The following is a 16,087-nucleotide window of genomic DNA, read 5'->3' as shown; positions in this document are numbered from 1 at the left end:
GTCATTCAGGGCGGCAGGTAATCATATTCCGTTGGAGCGCCAGATGACCTTACTCACCCGCCGCAGGCTTTTGAAAACGGCTGCGGTTGCCGGCGCTGGTGGGATCGGCCTTGCAGCGATGGCCAGGCTTGGTGGCTGGGCCGCGGCCGCACCGGAGCCGGTGGTGCTCAAGACGGCAAAGATCCAGGCCAGGTTCATGGATATCGGCCAGACCCGCGATGTGCTGACTTATGGAGAGGCCGGAATGCCGCCGGTGCTCAGGATGAAAAAGGGCGAGCCCTTTGCCGCGCGTCTCGTCAACGCCATCGACGACCCCACGACCATCCATTGGCACGGCATTCGCGTTCCAAACAAGATGGACGGTGTTCCCTTCCTGGTTCAGCCCTACGTCTACACCGGCGATCATTTCGACTACGCCTTCACCCCGCCCGACGCCGGCACGTTCTGGTATCACCCGCATTGCAACACGCTGGAGCAGATGGGCCACGGCCTGACCGGCGTGATCGTGGTCGAAAACCCGGGCGATCCGAAATTCGATGCGGAGGCAATCGTCAATCTGCGCGACTGGCGCCTCGGCGACGACGCGCAGTTCATCCAGCAATTCCGGCCGCGCGATGCCGCAAAAACCGGAACCTATGGCACGGTGCGCACCGCCAACTGGCTCGACCAGCCGCAATTCGACGCGCCGGCCGGCGGGTTGGTGCGGCTGCGGGTCGCCATCACCGATGTCACCCGCATCTACGCCTTTCGCGTCGAGCGTGGGGAGGCCGCGGTCATCGCGCTGGACGGCAATCCGGTGCCGCAGCGTTTTGCGCCCGATGCTTTGCTGCTCGGACCGGGGCAGCGCATGGAGCTCGCCATCCGCATGCCTGACCAGGAGGGCGCGATCGTCAGCCTGGGCGACATCAGAGGCACCAAACCCAAGGTCCTCGCCACCTTGCGCGCCACCGGCAGCTCGCTCAAGCGCGATTTGCGCGACCTCGCACCGCTGGAAGCCAACCCGGTGCCGGAGGTGGATCTCGCCAGCGCGAAACACATCGCGCTCTCGCTCAGCGCCACGGCGGAAAACGTGCCGAGCGACAGCATATGCGGCACGCTAGGCTACTCCTTCTGGGCCATCAACAAGGTACCGTGGCCGGGCGACACGCCGGACCCGACCGCGCCTTTGGCCGAGCTGAAGCTCGGCAAAAGCTATGTCATCGACATGGAGAATTTGACGCCGCAATCGCATCCGATGCATCTGCACGGCATGAGCTTCAAGGTGCTGTCGTCGTCGACACGCCAGGTTCAGCCGGTCATCTCCGACACCTATCTCATGCAGCCCAACGAGAAGGTTCAGCTCGGTTTCGTCGCGGACAATCCCGGCGACTGGCTGCTGCACTGCCACATCATCGAACATCAGAAAACCGGCATGACGAGCTATATCAGGGTGGTTTGACGCCGAGGCGGGTCAATCAGCCTCTACTGGGGTTGGCCTCACCTGCCGGGCCTGTTGCCGGAGAAATTGCCGCCGTCCGCTGGTTTCGTTGGCAAAGCGGGGCCGTTCCCTGCTATTCCCGCCTGCAATCAAGAAGCCGTGGACACGCTTGCATGACCAATGTCGCCCTGACCGGACTGGCCCGCGATCTCGCCAGGCGCGCCGCCGAGGGCCGCCCGGTGCGCATCGGCGTCATCGGCTCCGGCGAAATGGGCACCGACCTGGTCACGCAAGGCATGCTGATGCCCGGTATCGAGATCTGCGCCATCTCGACGCGGCGTCCGCACACGGCGCGCGACGCCATCCGCATCGCCTATGGCGACGAGGCGATGGCGGTCGAGGCCGACATGGGTTCGAAAGTCACCGCGGCGATCGAGGCCGGGAAAATCGCCATCACCTCGAACGAGATGCTGGTCACCAATCCGCTGATCGACGTCGTGATCGACGCCACCGGCAAGCCTGGTGTCGCCGCCGATTTCGACTTGAAGGCGATGGAGCACGGCAAGCACCTGGTGATGATGAATGTCGAGGCCGACGTCACGATCGGCTGCTACCTCAAGCAGCAGGCAGACCGGCTCGGCGTCGTCTATTCGGTCGGCGCCGGCGACGAGCCCTCGAGCTGTATGGAGCTGATCGAGTTTGCCTCCGCGCTCGGCTACACCATCGTCTCGGCTGGCAAGGGCAAGAACAACCCGCTCAACCACGATGCCGTTCCGGATGACTATCGCGAGGAAGCCCTTCGCCGCAACATGAACCCGCGCATGCTGGTCGAGTTCGTCGACGGCTCGAAAACCATGGTCGAGATGTGCGCCATCGCCAACGCCACCGGGCTGGTGCCCGATGTGCCGGGCATGCACGGGCCCAAGGCCGACCGCGACCAGCTGGCCAAGGTGCTGATACCGCGCGCCGATGGCGGCATCCTGTCGAAGAAGGGTGTTGTCGACTACACGATCGGCAAGGGTGTGGCGCCGGGGGTCTTCGTCATCGTCGAGGCGACGCATCCGCGCATCGTCGAGCGCATGGACGATCTGCATATCGGCCACGGCCCCTATTACAGCTTCTTCCGGCCCTACCATCTGACCTCGCTGGAAGTGCCGCTGACGGCAGCGCGTATCATGCTCTACGGCCGCCCCGACATGGTGCCGCTGCCGAAGCCGGTGGCCGAGGTCTGCGCGGTCGCCAAGCGCGATCTCGCCACGGGCGAGACCTTCGATGCCATCGGCGAGACTTGCTGCCGCTCCTGGACCATGACCGTCGAAGAGGCGCGCGCCAATCTGGCAGTGCCGGTCGGCCTGCTCGAAGGCGGCAAGGTGCTGAAGCCGGTCAGGAAGGGCGAGCTCATCACCACCGACAACGCCACACCCGACCGCACGACCAGGCTGTTCGCTTTGCGCAAGCTGCAGGATGAGATGCTGTACGGGAGCTGAGATTGGATGACAGGCCAGTCGGGCTGGCCTTGTCATGACAACTCCCTATGTTGTAGTGGCACCGAACGGAGGCTTCCAGGATGAATCTCCAGATCAGAGACCCGCGCGCCCGTGACCTCGCCCGGCAGCTTGCCGAAAAGCGAAAGATTTCAATGACCGAGGCGGTGATCGAGGCGCTCGAATCCGAGCTTCAGCGCGAACGTGGACGAGTTCCGCTGGCTGAGCGGCTGGCCGCCATATCGAACGATCTGAAGGCCAAGGCGGGAAGCGGCGGCAGGGATTTGACTAAGGATGAGATCGACGAGATGTGGGGACATTCCTGATGTTCATCGACACCTCGGTGGTGATCGCTGTCCTCGCCGGAGAGGAAGACGCCGCCGATTGGAGCCGCCGGATCGGGCAGGCCTCGATACGGATAACATCTCCGCTGGTCGTGCTCGAAGCGGCGATGCGGCTTTCATCGAAGTTGGTGGTGGAGCCGCTCTTCGCCGAAAAGGCGATAGAGGACTTCCTGCGTGAGGCCGAGATCGAGGTGGTTCCGATCGAAATCGGTGATGCCAAGCTCGCGATCCAGGCTTTTTCGAACTATGGCAAACGTCGCGGCCACCCGGCTCAGCTCAATCTCGCTGACTGCCTGTCATATGCCTCGGCAAAAAGCTGTGGGATGCCCTTACTCTACAAAGGGAAAGACTTTTCCCACACCGATCTGGCCTGATCCTACTCCCCCAGTTCCACGATTCGGCCAGCAGCTTCGTCAGCCGCTCCCGCCCAGCAGGCCAAATGCTGCCGCGCTCGCGCCATGGGCTGTTGACCTGGTCGCGCAACACGCCTGATCATTGCGCTCGTGCTGACGACGCAGACCATCGGCTGCCATTGTGTGATCCTTTTTGATCCGGGTTTTTCAAACGATGCCGAGATGCCAATCTCGATCAGTTGAACCCCCATTGAGGATTGAAATCTTGCAAACCATTTGGACAAGACGCGAGACGATGAAAACCCTTCTGGCAACGGGCATGGTTGCCATGCTTCAGCCTCTGGCTTTTGCAGCCAAGGCCGCCGCCAAGCTGGAATGGACCCATTTTCAGGCTGACGAGAATGGTTTCCGCCGCACGCCGGTGCTGCTGACCGGGGAAAAAGAAGCCATCCTCCTCGACGGCGGATTTACCCTGTCCGATGGCCGTGCGGTCGCGGATGCGATCAAGGCGACGGGCAAGACCCTGACCACGATCTATGTCAGCTGCAGCGACCCTGACTATTATTTTGGCCTGCGTCCCGTCGCGGATGCTTTCCCCGGCGCCAAGATCATCGCGGCCGCTGCGACGGTGGCGGCCATCAAAGCCAATGTGCAAGCCAAGCTGGATGTCTGGGGCCCGCAGCTCAAGGACAATGGACCGAAGGTCCTGGCGGATGTCGTCATTCCCGAGGCATCCGATATCACCTCACTTGAAATCGAAGGAAACAAGATCGAGATCGTCACCGTCGCCGATCTGAAAGACCGGCGGTATCTCTGGGTGCCCAGCCTTGAAGCGGTGTTCGGCGGCGTGCTGATCTCGTCCGGCGTACATGTCTGGGTTGCCGACGAGCCAACCGTAGACGACCGCAAGAAATGGATTGCCGCGCTCAACGAAATCGCGTCCCGCAAACCCAACATCGTGGTGCCGTCCCATCAGGTAGCCGGTGCACCGGACGGTCTGGCGGCCGTGGAATTCACCCGCGCCTACCTCGAAGCTTTCAATAAGGAAGCCGAAAAGCGAAATCCAGCGTCGAGCTGATTGCAGCGATGAAGCGGCGCTATCCCGATCTTCTGGACGTCTCGTCCCTGGAACTGGGCGCAAAGGTCGCCAAGGGTGAGATGAAGTGGGGCTGATACGGCCCCGCGAGCGTCTGGGCTACTTCCCCAATTCCACCGACCGCAGCCGCGCGGCTTCCACCGCCTCGGTCAGCAGCTTCGTCAGCCGGTCTTCGCCCATCAGCACGGCAAGGGCGGCTGCCGTGGTTCCGTTGGGGCTGGTCACCTGCTGGCGCAGGACGCCGGGCTCCTCGCCGCTTTCGGCAGCGAGTGCAGCAGCGCCATAGACGGTCTGCATGGCAAGCAGCCTGGCGGTCTCGGTCGGCAGCCCGGCCTTCTCGGCTGCAACCGTAAGCGCCTCGATGAAATGGAAGATGTAGGCCGGACCGGACCCCGAAACCGCCGTCACCGCGTCCATCAGGCCTTCGTCGTCGATCGTCGTCACCACACCGCTCGCCGACAGCAGCTCGGCAACGAAACGCCTGATGTCGTCGGTCACCAGCGGGTTGGAATAGACCACCATCATGCCCTTGCCGATCGCGGCCGGCGTGTTGGGCATGCAGCGGATAACAGGCGCGAGATGGCCGAGGATGTGCTCGAAGGTGGCGACCGGCGTGCCCGCGGCGATGCTGACGAAGGTGGTCCTGCCGTCGCCGAAGCGCTTGTAGGCGGCGGTGACGTCGCGGATCACCTGCGGCTTGACGGCGATGACGACGAGGTCGGGCTCTGCGTCGGCGGGGATCCCGTTCGCGTCCGCGGCGACACTGCAACCGAGGTGCTCGGCGCGCTTGCGCAATTCGGCATTGGGCTCGACCACGAACACGGCTTGCGGGGCAAGCTTGCCGGATTTCAGCCAGCCCGAAAGCATGGCGTAACCCATATTGCCGCAACCGGCGAGAACAAGCCTGATCGTCATTGAGAGCCCTCCGAGACAAGGGTTCTCCTTAGACGCTAGCGGGCAGACGGGAAAGCCCCTCAAGGGGTGCTGGATCAGGCCAGCCGGTCAAGGTCGCCGGCGTACCGCGATCGGCCGCAGCGACACTTGCCGCAAGCCAAGCACGCCGAGCACGAAGAACAGCCACACCGGGTCGCCGCGATGGAAGAAGAAGCTTTCCAGGAACGCGTTCAGCGCCGTGAACAGCACCACCATCATGAAGAAGTCACCGAGATAGATGTTCTCCTTGCGCGGCGGGATGCGCATGTAGTCGCGCAGCGGCGCGATCACGAAAGTGTAGACGGCAACGCACAGCGCCGGGATGCCCATCAGCACCGCAATGTCGAGATAGCCGTCATGGCCATGCACGATGGTCCGGATGTCCCAGGCCCGGTCGAAGGGCTGGTCCTGACTGAGCAGCAGCGGCGTGCCCCAGAAACTTTCATAGCCGTAGCCGGTCCAGGGCTTCTTCGCCAGCATCTCGCCGGAGAACTCCCACAGCGTCGTGCGCCCGGTATAGGTGAGGTCGGGGAAATAGGTGGCCGCCAGCTCTTTCACCGGGGGGATGAAGACGATGCCTAAGGTACCGATGGCCGTCGCAATGATCGCCAGTGCAAACAGGATCGGCGTGCCGAACCGCATGCCGATCAGGCCCGGCAGCACGACGATCAGGATCGAGAACGGCACCAGGCCGGCCGTCGTCTTGGAGCCGGTGTGCAGCATGAAGATCATCGCCGCGCCGAAGATCGCCACGCCCCAGAACTTCTGGCCGCGCCGGAAGAGATAGAGGCCGGCGAAGCTGAAGCAGGCCATGATTGGTCCGGCAATGTTCTTGTGGGCGAACACACCACGCCACAGGCCGGCATGTTCGGGCTCCTGCGAATCGGCCGTATGCAGGGCCTCATGCGGAAAGACGATGAGGCCGATATAGGACAGGCCGATAACGACGATCGCGCAGAATATGATGACTTTCGAAAAACTGTCGGCGTCGCGCGGCAGCACCAGGACCGTCGCTATCGTCAGAACGCCAAGCAGCGTGAAGAAGGCCGCGCGCATGGCCGAGGACGGGTCGGTCGCGTTGATGACCGAAAGCATGAAAAAGCCGAGCATCAGGATCCAGGACGGGCTGAGCAGCGAGCGCACCATCTTGGGGTCGGCGAACGTCAGCAGTGAGAAGATCGAAATGGCGCCGAGCGAACTGAAGCCGAGCTGGTTGACGATGTCGCCGCCGTCGCCGGTCAGTTCCGCGCCTGCCGGCTGAAACGGCCGGAACGACACGATGACGACGGCAAATAACAGCGCGGCAATCGCCGTCGCCACACTGTTGCGGGTGACGATGCCGCCCAGCAGCAGCTCGTCAGTTCTTCTCAGGCTGCCTGTATTGCTCATTGGCGTATCCGAATTCGGCAAGCACGCGGCCGAGCGAGACATAGACGGGGTAAAGCGCCGTCGACAGCGATCCTGTCCGCGCCAATTTGATTGCGCCGCGCACGGGCGAGGCTATCAGCAGCGCCAGGCTTTTTGCAAACACCTTGGCGCCGGCGAATGGCGTGCCGGCGCGCTTCTTCTTTTCGACCAGCGTCGAGATTACACCGTTGCGTAAGGATCGGGCGCGGATCCAGTCAGCCTCGACGCGCCGGGCCGGAACGCCTTCGCGCACCTTTGCCTCGGCGCACCAGCCAAGCACGAAACCTTTCTGCGCCGAGCGGCTGAGGAAGTCGGAATCGCCGCCGCCCATGAAGTTGAACCGCAGGTCGAGGAAGGGTGGCCCCATGATGGTGAGCACATTGCGCCCGACCAGAAGGTTGCCCGAGGAATAGAGTGCGGCCACGCGCCCGGTCTGGCGATAGGGCGGCGCAAACACCGGGTGCTCGGCCCATTTGGCGTGAGCAGGATCGGTAAACACCGGCACTTGCGGGCCACCGACAATGTCGGCGCCAAGCGTCTCCGCCGTCCTGCACATGCGCTCCAGCCAGTCCGCGTCGGCGATCTCGTCATCGTCGATGACCAGCAGGTGGCGGAAATCCGGAAAATGCAGGATCGCCGTCTGCCAGCCAGCATTGTAGGCACTGCAATTGCCCCGCTCATGCGCGATGATGACCATGCCCTTCATATCGTCGCGTTCGAACAGCGGCACGGCCGCCTGGGCGCCCTCACGCGCCTCGGCCTCGTTTTCGATGACGATGACGGCGAAGCGCCGGCTGGTTTGCTGTGCCTTGAGCGACGCCAGCGTTTCGAGCAGCAGTTGCGGCCGCTTGAAGGTCGGCAGCGTGACGACGGCTTCCATCGTCTCTGCGGCGAGCCCCGGAGAGCGTCCCGCAATCGAAACCGAACCGTCCGATGGCAAAGGGATCATCCGCTCCAGCCGCATGTTTTGAATCTGGCTTTCGATAACACCGCGACGATAACGTTTCGTTAATCACCTTTCGCAGCGGCGCCTGCCGGTCCGCGCCTTTCAGCCGTTGCGTTGCGTGATTTAATCAAGGGTTCACCCAGCTTTGCTAGTGGCTGACGCCTGGATAGGTGAGATGCATCTGCTGTTCGCCACATCGATCGTGCCCGACGGCGCTCTCGCTTCGGGCTATGAGATCGCCAATGCTGCGATCATCGCCGCCTTGCGGCGCGCCGGCGTGCGCGTCACCGTCATTGGCTTCATCTGGCCGGGCAAGGCGCCCAGCGACCCCGAAAACACCTTCGTGCTCGGCGCCGTCGACGTGCGCACGGAAAGCGCCTCGGCGCGGCAGAAGCTCGCCTGGCTTGGCAAGGCGGTGCTGTCAGGGCTCACCTTCGCTTCCGTGAAGCTGCGCGCGGTTTCCGACAGCGAAGTCCGTGCCGCGATCGAGCGCGCCGGTCCCTTCGACGGCTATGTCCTGAATTCGGTGCAGTTCGCCGGCGCCTTTGAAAAACTGTTCGCCGACCGTCCCTCGATTTTCGTCGCCCACAATGTCGAACATGGTTCGGCCAAAGAGAATGCGGCAGCAGCAAACAGTCGCTTCCAGCGCCTGCTGTTTGCCCGCGAGGCCAGGCTGCTCAAGACCATGGAGGAGCGGCTCTGCCGCCGGGCTCGCTTCGTCTTCACGCTGGCCGAGGAAGACCGCGCCGCACTCGGCGTTGCCAGCGACGACCGCTCGGCGGTGCTGCCGCTGGTGACCACTGCCACGGCGCCAAAGCCGGTCAAGCCGCGCCGCATCGATTGCGACGCGGCGCTGATCGGCACCTGGACCTGGCAGCCGAACCGCATCGGCCTCGACTGGTTCCTGGAAAAAGTCGTGCCGCATCTTCGCCGGAGCTTTCGCATCAGGGTCGCCGGCAACATGCCGTCGGATATCACCTCTGCCCATCCCGGTGTCGAATTTGTCGGCCGCGTGCCCGACGCCCAGGATTTCGTGCGCGGCGCCGCCGTCATCCCACTGATCAGCACCGCGGGCAGCGGCGTTCAGCTCAAGACCATCGAAACCTTCGAACTCGGCCTGCCGTCGGTCGCCACCAGCCGTTCGCTGCGCGGCATCGATCATCGCCCGGCAAATTGTTTCGTCACCGACGATCCGGCCGCCTTCGCCGGCGCGCTGGAGGCAGCGGCGGCCGATGTCAGGGATGTCGATGGCAGCGCCTTCCATCGCCGGCAGATCAAGGCACTGGATGCCGCCATCAGGCTCGGCCTGGAAAAGCTCGGGCCGGTGGGGGAGGAGGTGTTTGCATGAACATGCACACCGCCCGCGCCGCCTTCGGGCTCGATACGCTGAAGACGATCCTTGGCATTTCGGTCCTTGCCATCGGCTGGGATGACGCGATCGCGCTGCTCACTCGTCTGATTGCCGAGCGGCGCTTCACCAAGGTCAGTTTTCTCAACGCTCACAACGCCAACATCGCCTCTACCGATCCGGTCTTTGCCGAGGCGCTCGACGATTTCCTCATCCTGCCTGACGGCGTTGGCGTCGATCTGGCGGCAAAGCTGCTCTACGGCGCGCCGTTCCCGGACAATCTCAACGGCACTGATCTCATTCCGGCCTTTCTGCAGGCATCGGCGAGGCCGCTGACCGTCGGGTTGCTTGGCGCCACCCGCGCCAACGCCGAGGCGGCGTCGGTCAGGCTAGCCGCTCTGGCGGTGCAGCACGAATTCGTCGTCATCCATGACGGCTATTTCTCCCCCGCCGAAGAGCAGGCGATCGTCGATCGCATCGAGGCATTGCGGCCCGACGTGCTGCTTGTGGCCATGGGCGTGCCGCGCCAGGAATTGTGGATCGCCCGTCATATCGATGCCCGCCACTGCACGCTGCCGATCGCCGTCGGCGCGCTGCTCGATTTTCTCTCCGGCACGGTGCCGCGGGCGCCTCTGTGGATGCGCCAGCTGAGGCTCGAATGGTTGTTCCGTCTGTGCATCGAGCCCGGCCGGCTGTGGCGCCGCTACGTCGTCGGCAATCCGGTGTTCCTGCTGCGTGTCGTCAGGCAGAAATTCTCGCGTCGGCCCGAGCCCGCCGGAGAGTTGCGGTGAACAGCCGCGTCGTGCCGAGCCCTGCAGCCGAGACCGGTGCCCTGCCGCAAACGCCGACGGCGGCGGTGGTGACCGCCAGCTATGCGCCGGATTTCGAACGCTGCCGCCTGTTGTGCGAGACCTTCGACCGCCATGTCTCCGGCGTGGCGCATCATTACATTCTGGTCGAGCACCGCGACGTGGCGCTGTTTCGCCAGTTGGAAAACGACCGCCGCAGCATTGTCGACGAGCGCGACCTGCTACCGCGCTGGCTGCGTGTGTTCGACGATCCGATGAGCCTCTTTCGCCGTCGCATCTGGCTCAGTTTCAAGACCCAGCCGCTGCGCGGCTGGCATGTGCAGCAGCTGCGCCGCATCGCCATCGCTGCGCATGCTGGAGAAGACGTGCTGGTCTTCTGCGATTCCGACGTCGCCTTCCTCAAGCCATTCGATCTGAGCGCCTTCTGGCGCGACGGCAAGGTGCGGCTGTTCCGGCGCGACGGCGTGCTGTCGAGCGACGGTCACGACGAGCATCGCATCTGGTCGCGCAATGCGGCCTCGGCGATTGGTATCGATGCATCCGAGGTTTCGAACCACGACTATATTTCGACGCTGATCGCCTGGCGCCGTCAGACCGTGACGGCGATGTGCGCCGAGATCGAGAAGGTGCACGCGCGCGGCTGGGTCGAGGTCATCGCTTCAGTGCGCCGGTTCTCCGAATGCATGATCTATGGCCGCTATGTCGACGATGTGCTGGGGGGCGCCGGCCATTTCCACGGCTCGGAGGAATTCTGCCGCGTGCATTGGACCGGGGAGGCGCTGTCGGATGACGAATTCCGCAGCTTCGTCGCCGCCATGGCACCGGGGCAGGTGGCGATCGGCATGCAATCCTTCATCGGCACCGATATTGGCCGCATCCGCCGCTTGATCGGATTGGCTTAGATTGCCTTGGCGGGCTTGCGCAGCGCCGAATAGGTCAGCAGCGCCGAGGCGAGATAGAGCAGCAGGAAGACGACATTGAGCGATACGACAAGCCTGGGCGTGTCGGCAATCGTGGTCAGCACATAGGTCAACAGCACCGCCTTCAGCCCCGCCAGCAGGCCGAGGTTGAGCGCCCTGAGCGCGGTCTGGCCGCGCGCGAACAGCAGCTCGGCCTGGTATTCGACCAGGTTGCGCAGTCCCGGCACGCCGATTGCCAATGCCACCAAGGGCGACGCCTCGGCGACATTCCGGCCAAGTGCATTGGGGAAGAAATGCAGCACGATGCCGAGTGCGGCCAGCGCCAATGTCGACACCAGGAACACGCCGGCTTCGATACCGCTCTTGACCCGCAGTCGCGACAACAGCTCCGGCGCCCGCATCATCTTCTGCACCAGCATCATCGAGAAGGTGCGGATCGGTATTGCCGTCAGGTCGACCAGCCGCATGATGATGGCATAGATACCGGCCAGATGCGGCCCGCCGATCGCCAGCACGAGCAGCTTGTCGAATTCCGACTGCAGGTAGAACAGCACTTCGGCTCCGGCAACATAGATCGAATCGGCAAGCCGCCTGAGATAGAGCTCGGTGCGCAGCCTCAGCCGCTGGCGTGGATAATAGAAGCCGAAGGCCAGCAGCAGCGAGGCGGCGTTGGCGCCGATGTAGAACAACGACCAGATCCAGACGCTGTGCTGGCCCGATAGCATGAACAGCACGGCGCCCAGCGCGCGGAACGCCGTGGCCACGATCGACAGCACGGCGGCGCGGCCGAATTTGCCGAGCCCGTTGTTGACGATCAGCACCACCTCGACCGACCGCCACAAAAGCGCCTCTGCAAAGACGATTGCGGCAAAGACGGCCAGCGGAACGGTGCTGGCGAAGAAGATCAGGTAGACGCCCCACGAGGCGGCCGCCAGCAGTGGCAGGGACACGGCGCCAAGCAAAAGGAAGCCGGCGGTGAAGGTGCCGATCAGATTGGGGCGGATGGTGGCTGTGCGGTAAAGCGCCGAGATGAAGCCGAAAGCGAGGATGCGCGACAGCATGACGCCGGCCGCCGAGGCGGTGGCGAACATGCCGAACTCGGCAATCGACAGCGTGTTCGCGAGTGCAATGAAATAGGCGAGCGAGAACACCAGCCGCCCGCCGGCGCCGCTGATCGCTGAAAGATAGTCGCGAACCAGCCCCCGTCTTTCGGCAAGGAAGGTGCCGATGCGGGCGAGTGTCCGCCTTTGCGGTATGTCGCTGGCCTGCGTCATATCGAGGAAAGCCGTAATCCGGAAAGCTTAACGTGCGGTTCTGACGCCATTTTACAGATCCCGGCAATGCGTGGCGAAGCGAGAAACTTTCACTTGCAGACTTCGGAAATTAACCTTTTGTTTCCCATGCCTGTTTAGCGTGACTTAACGATTGGCCGACCGCCGCTCCTGCGCCGTCGAAGGTAAAGTTTCGAGACAATGGTCGACAGGGAAAACCGTGAAGACTGGAGGCGCGAGCGCTCCCTCCTGGCGCTCGGCAAAGCCGTGCGCGGCGATGAGGCGGCGGATGCGTCGGCGGTCTCGATCGGTGACCGGGTCGATCCGTCATGGCGCGAGGACGCCGCCACGCGTCACCGCATAGCCCGCTCGCAACGCGAGGCGCGGTCGAATCCGGCGCCAACGTCACCGCCCGAGCCGCCGCAGTTCCAGGCCGACGGCGAACCCGTTTCGGCCGCCAGCGCGCGTGAGGAGCCTGTTTCCGGCCGGCGTCAGCAGCACGCCGCCTATGAGCTCCGCTCTTTCCACGAGCAGCGACCGGACCGCGACGACGATGACGGGCAGGAATGGAAGCCGCTGATCGATCCGCTCCAGGTCGTCCGCGGCATTAGTCGTTCCAAGTTGCTGATCGTCTCGACGACGATATTGGGCACGGTGCTCGGCGTCGCCGTCGCCGTTTCGACACCGAAGAAATACGAAGCCACCACACAGATGGTCATCGAGCCAGGCGACCTGAAGCTTTCCGACAACGATCTCACCCAACCGGTCGGGCAGCCCGATGCGGCGCTGGCTGTTGTCGAAACCCGCATCAAGATGGTGACATCCGGCAAGGTCCTCGACAAGGTCGTGGCCGATCTCAATCTCGTCGACGATCCGGAATTCAACGGACAGGGCTCTGGCGGCCTTGGCGTCCTGTCGCTCATTCGCTCGATACTGTCGCGCCAGGATGGCCCTGGCGGCGCCGGTGAAGTGCGCCGCCAGGCGCTGGCGGTCGGCAATCTGGCCAAGAGCCTGTCGGTTGAGCGCAGCGGCAAGAGCTTTGTCGTTTCCATCAGCGCCACCACTCAAAGCGCCGACAAATCGGCGAAGATAGCCAATACGACCAGGGACGTTTTCCAGCAGGAGGCGGCCCAATACCAGTTCGGGATGGCCGGGCGCGCGACGGACCAGCTGACGGCCAAGCTCGATGACCTGCGCAAGGATGTCGAGACAGCGGAGCGCAAGGTCGAGGATTTCAGGGCCACGCATGATCTCGTCGACGCGCAGGGCCATCTGATCAGCGACGACCAGATGCTGAAGCTCAACGAGCAGTTCTCAGTCACCCGGGCCCGTACGCTGGAACTCAATGCCCGGGCCGCGTCGGCGCGTTCGCTGGACGTTAATTCGGTCATCAACGGCACGTTGCCGGAAGAAATCAATTCCAACACGATGAGCGAACTGCGCGCGCAATATGCAGCTTTGAAGCAGGAGGCCGACCGCGCCGCCGTGCGTCTGGGACCGCGTCATCCCGAATACCAGGCGCTCAGTGCCCAGCTCGACGGCTCGCGCGAGCGCATCGCAGGCGAACTGCGCCGCATCGCCTCGTCGCTGCAGGTCGACTTGAAGCGCTCGGTCCAGCTTGAGCAGGATCTCGCTTCCCGCCTGGCTCAGGCAAAGGTCCAGAGCGGCGACGTCAACAGCGATCTGGTCAGCCTGCGCGAACTGGAGCGTGATGCCACGGCCAAACGCTCCGTCTACGAACAGTACCTTCTGCGCGCCAAGGAGACCGGCGAACAGCAAAACATCAACACCACCAACATCAATCTGATGACCCCCGCGCAACCGCCGCTCGAACCCAACGGACCGTCGCGGGCTGTAATAGCGATGGCCGGCCTGCTGCTCGGGCTTGCTTCGGGCATCGGTGTCGGCGCCATGCGCGGCGCCTTTGCCAGCCTGCGCGGCGCTGCCAATTCGCGTTCGCGCGGCAGAATGGACGAGCGCCGCCCTCCGGTCGAGGACAAGGTCTATCGCGCGCCGCTGCCTGTGGCGCCGCCACCGGCAGCACCTCCGGTGTTGCCGACCGCGGCCGCTCCCGCCCGGAGCCCAGGTCTGTTCGACGGACTGTTCTCGGCGATGCGCAAAGCCGCGCCGGGTAGCGGGACGTCAGGCGAACCCGTCGAGACCTACCGCGCCCAACCAGCCGCCGAATATACAAGGCCGGTGCAGGAGCCTGTGGGCTATCGCCAGCCGGATTTCCGGAACGAGGTTCCGCACGCCAATTCCCCTGCGCAGCAGCCTGGCTACGCGCAGCCTCGTCAGCCGGCTGACTATGCCTATTCGCAGGCTCAGCCGATGCCCGCGGCGTCCGGGCCGTGGTCTTCTCCGCAGCCCGCTGGGGCGGCGCCGGAAGACCAGCAGGCGCAAATCGACGATATCCGCGCCGGCCTGCGCGAATTTCGCGAAGCGGTGCGCGAACTCACCGAAAGCCGTTCGCACCGCCGCTATTTCTGAGCAATTCCAGGAAAAGTGTGAAACGGTTTTCCCGGGAAAAGCGCGTAGCGCGCTTTCCCTTGGGAATTGCGTCAAAACAAGAAATAGAGCGGTTTAGCCTTTCCGTGAAAGGATGAGTCGCTCTGAGCCCGTCAGCACAGAATAAAAGCTGCCGGTTTCGAGTTTACGGCATGTGACGGCGCTTTGACGGGATTGCTTAGGCCAAATTTCGTGACAATGCCGCGCAGCATGGCGCCCAAAAAGCGCTGCCGTCGGGCTTTACCCGAAAGGGCGGAACGTTTGGAACAACGACATGCACGAAGCAACGTTCAAGGCGCGCGCCGCGCCTTGGCTGGAATGATGTCGAGGATGGTTCATGGCCGAAGTGATTGACGGAAAGATCGTCGCCGCAGACGTGGTTCAGAAGGTCAAGGCCTTGACCGAGGACCTGGTCGCCAAGGGAAAGGCCCAGCCCGGCTTAGCGGTGGTCATCGTCGGCGAGGATCCGGCAAGCCAGGTCTATGTCGCGTCGAAGTCGCGCACCGCCAAGGAATGCGGCTTTCATTCGCTGCAGCACACGCTGCCGGCCGACACGTCCGAAGCGGCACTGCTGAAGATCATCGGCGAACTCAACGCCGATCCGGCCATCAACGGCATTCTGGTGCAGCTGCCGCTTCCCGCCCATATCGATGCCGGCAAGATCATCCAGGCCATCGCACCGCAAAAGGATGTCGACGGCTTTCATTTCATCAATGTCGGCAAGCTCGGCACCGGCGAACTCGAAACAGCCTTCGTGCCCTGCACGCCGGCCGGCTCCATGCTTTTGATCGAACGCGTGCGCGGCAAGGATCTTTCCGGCCTCAACGCGGTCGTCGTCGGCCGCTCCAACATCGTCGGCAAGCCGATGGCAAATCTGTTGCTTGCCGCCAACTGCACCGTCACCATCGCCCACAGCCGCACCAAGGATCTGCCGGCACTGGCCCGCACAGCCGACATTCTGGTTGCCGCCGTCGGCCGGCCCGAAATGATCAAGGGCGACTGGGTCAAGCCCGGCGCCACCGTGATCGATGTCGGGATCAACCGCATTGCCGCACCCGAGAAGGGCGAAGGCAAAACCCGCCTCGTCGGCGATGTAGCCTATGCCGAAGCGGCCAAGGCCGCCGGCGCCATCACCCCCGTGCCCGGCGGTGTCGGACCGATGACCATTGCCATGCTGATGGCCAATACGTTAGCCTCAGCCTACCTTGCGGCCGGCTTGAAGCGGCCTTCCTTCTGACCCAGAAAGCAGCT

General features: G+C 63.6%; 13 protein-coding genes and 1 pseudogene. 10 read left to right on the top strand and 4 right to left on the bottom strand.

Features of this window, described 5'->3' with window-relative positions; translation table 11 throughout:
* Positions 1-43 precede the first annotated feature (43 nt).
* The 5 genes and pseudogenes from ACYG9Y_RS20950 to ACYG9Y_RS20930 all read left to right on the top strand — a co-directional run bounded on the left by ACYG9Y_RS20950 (position 44) and on the right by ACYG9Y_RS20930 (position 4,771).
* Positions 44-1,438 carry a multicopper oxidase family protein gene (locus tag ACYG9Y_RS20950; RefSeq protein ID WP_023738237.1) on the top strand — a complete coding sequence of 465 codons (1,395 nt, stop codon included), beginning with the start codon at positions 44-46 and terminating at the stop codon, positions 1,436-1,438.
* 152 nt (positions 1,439-1,590) lie between these two features.
* A complete protein-coding gene (locus ACYG9Y_RS20945; protein ID WP_023738238.1) occupies positions 1,591-2,904 on the top strand; it encodes an NAD(P)H-dependent oxidoreductase in 1,314 nt (437 codons plus the stop codon).
* Between the two features lie 80 nt (positions 2,905-2,984).
* Positions 2,985-3,227: a type II toxin-antitoxin system VapB family antitoxin gene (locus tag ACYG9Y_RS20940; protein WP_023738239.1), complete on the top strand. Its 243-nt coding sequence runs from the start codon at positions 2,985-2,987 to the stop codon at positions 3,225-3,227.
* The gene (locus ACYG9Y_RS20935; protein WP_023738240.1) at positions 3,227-3,619 is read left to right on the top strand and encodes a type II toxin-antitoxin system VapC family toxin; all 393 of its coding nucleotides are present in this window, start codon (positions 3,227-3,229) and stop codon (positions 3,617-3,619) included. Before ACYG9Y_RS20940 ends, ACYG9Y_RS20935 begins: the two co-directional genes overlap by 1 nt.
* Positions 3,620-3,872: 253 nt before the next feature.
* Positions 3,873-4,771: pseudogene (locus ACYG9Y_RS20930) on the top strand (MBL fold metallo-hydrolase).
* A gap of 22 nt (positions 4,772-4,793) precedes the next feature.
* Here ACYG9Y_RS20930 and proC read toward each other — a convergent pair.
* The 3 genes from proC to ACYG9Y_RS20915 form a co-directional block, all read right to left on the bottom strand.
* The gene (proC, locus tag ACYG9Y_RS20925; RefSeq protein WP_023738242.1) at positions 4,794-5,609 is read right to left on the bottom strand and encodes a pyrroline-5-carboxylate reductase; all 816 of its coding nucleotides are present in this window, start codon (positions 5,607-5,609) and stop codon (positions 4,794-4,796) included.
* 87 nt (positions 5,610-5,696) lie between these two features.
* The gene (locus ACYG9Y_RS20920; RefSeq protein ID WP_023738243.1) at positions 5,697-7,016 is read right to left on the bottom strand and encodes an O-antigen ligase family protein; all 1,320 of its coding nucleotides are present in this window, start codon (positions 7,014-7,016) and stop codon (positions 5,697-5,699) included.
* Entirely contained in the window at positions 6,985-7,983 is a 999-nt protein-coding gene (locus ACYG9Y_RS20915) for a glycosyltransferase family 2 protein (RefSeq protein ID WP_023692395.1), read from the bottom strand. Before ACYG9Y_RS20915 ends, ACYG9Y_RS20920 begins: the two co-directional genes overlap by 32 nt.
* Before the next feature lie 172 nt (positions 7,984-8,155).
* Between ACYG9Y_RS20915 and ACYG9Y_RS20910 the strand changes: the two genes are divergently transcribed.
* From ACYG9Y_RS20910 to ACYG9Y_RS20900, 3 genes are read left to right on the top strand one after another with little or no spacing between them, the layout of a single operon-like run.
* The gene (locus ACYG9Y_RS20910) at positions 8,156-9,328 is read left to right on the top strand and encodes a glycosyltransferase (RefSeq protein WP_023715616.1); all 1,173 of its coding nucleotides are present in this window, start codon (positions 8,156-8,158) and stop codon (positions 9,326-9,328) included.
* Entirely contained in the window at positions 9,325-10,119 is a 795-nt protein-coding gene (locus ACYG9Y_RS20905) for a WecB/TagA/CpsF family glycosyltransferase (RefSeq protein WP_023715617.1), read from the top strand. Before ACYG9Y_RS20910 ends, ACYG9Y_RS20905 begins: the two co-directional genes overlap by 4 nt.
* Positions 10,116-11,039, top strand: coding sequence for a DUF6492 family protein (locus ACYG9Y_RS20900; protein ID WP_023738244.1), 924 nt, complete (start codon positions 10,116-10,118; stop codon positions 11,037-11,039). Before ACYG9Y_RS20905 ends, ACYG9Y_RS20900 begins: the two co-directional genes overlap by 4 nt.
* Here ACYG9Y_RS20900 and ACYG9Y_RS20895 read toward each other — a convergent pair.
* Positions 11,036-12,331, bottom strand: coding sequence for a lipopolysaccharide biosynthesis protein (locus tag ACYG9Y_RS20895; RefSeq protein ID WP_023707966.1), 1,296 nt, complete (start codon positions 12,329-12,331; stop codon positions 11,036-11,038). The two genes, ACYG9Y_RS20900 and ACYG9Y_RS20895, sit on opposite strands and share 4 nt — an antisense overlap.
* A gap of 198 nt (positions 12,332-12,529) precedes the next feature.
* Here ACYG9Y_RS20895 and ACYG9Y_RS20890 point away from each other — a divergent pair, with 198 nt between their 5' ends.
* Together ACYG9Y_RS20890 and folD are read left to right on the top strand one after the other, a co-directional pair.
* On the top strand, positions 12,530-14,818 hold the full coding sequence (locus ACYG9Y_RS20890) for a GumC family protein (protein WP_023738245.1): 2,289 nt from the start codon (positions 12,530-12,532) through the stop codon (positions 14,816-14,818).
* Positions 14,819-15,173: 355 nt separating this feature from the next.
* Complete coding sequence (gene folD, locus ACYG9Y_RS20885) at positions 15,174-16,073, top strand: bifunctional methylenetetrahydrofolate dehydrogenase/methenyltetrahydrofolate cyclohydrolase FolD (protein WP_023669302.1); 900 nt, start codon at positions 15,174-15,176, stop codon at positions 16,071-16,073.
* The last annotated feature ends 14 nt before the right edge of the window (positions 16,074-16,087 follow it).

The organism is Mesorhizobium sp. W050 (assembly GCF_054719535.1).
This window is presented reverse-complemented; position numbering and strand designations above follow the sequence as displayed.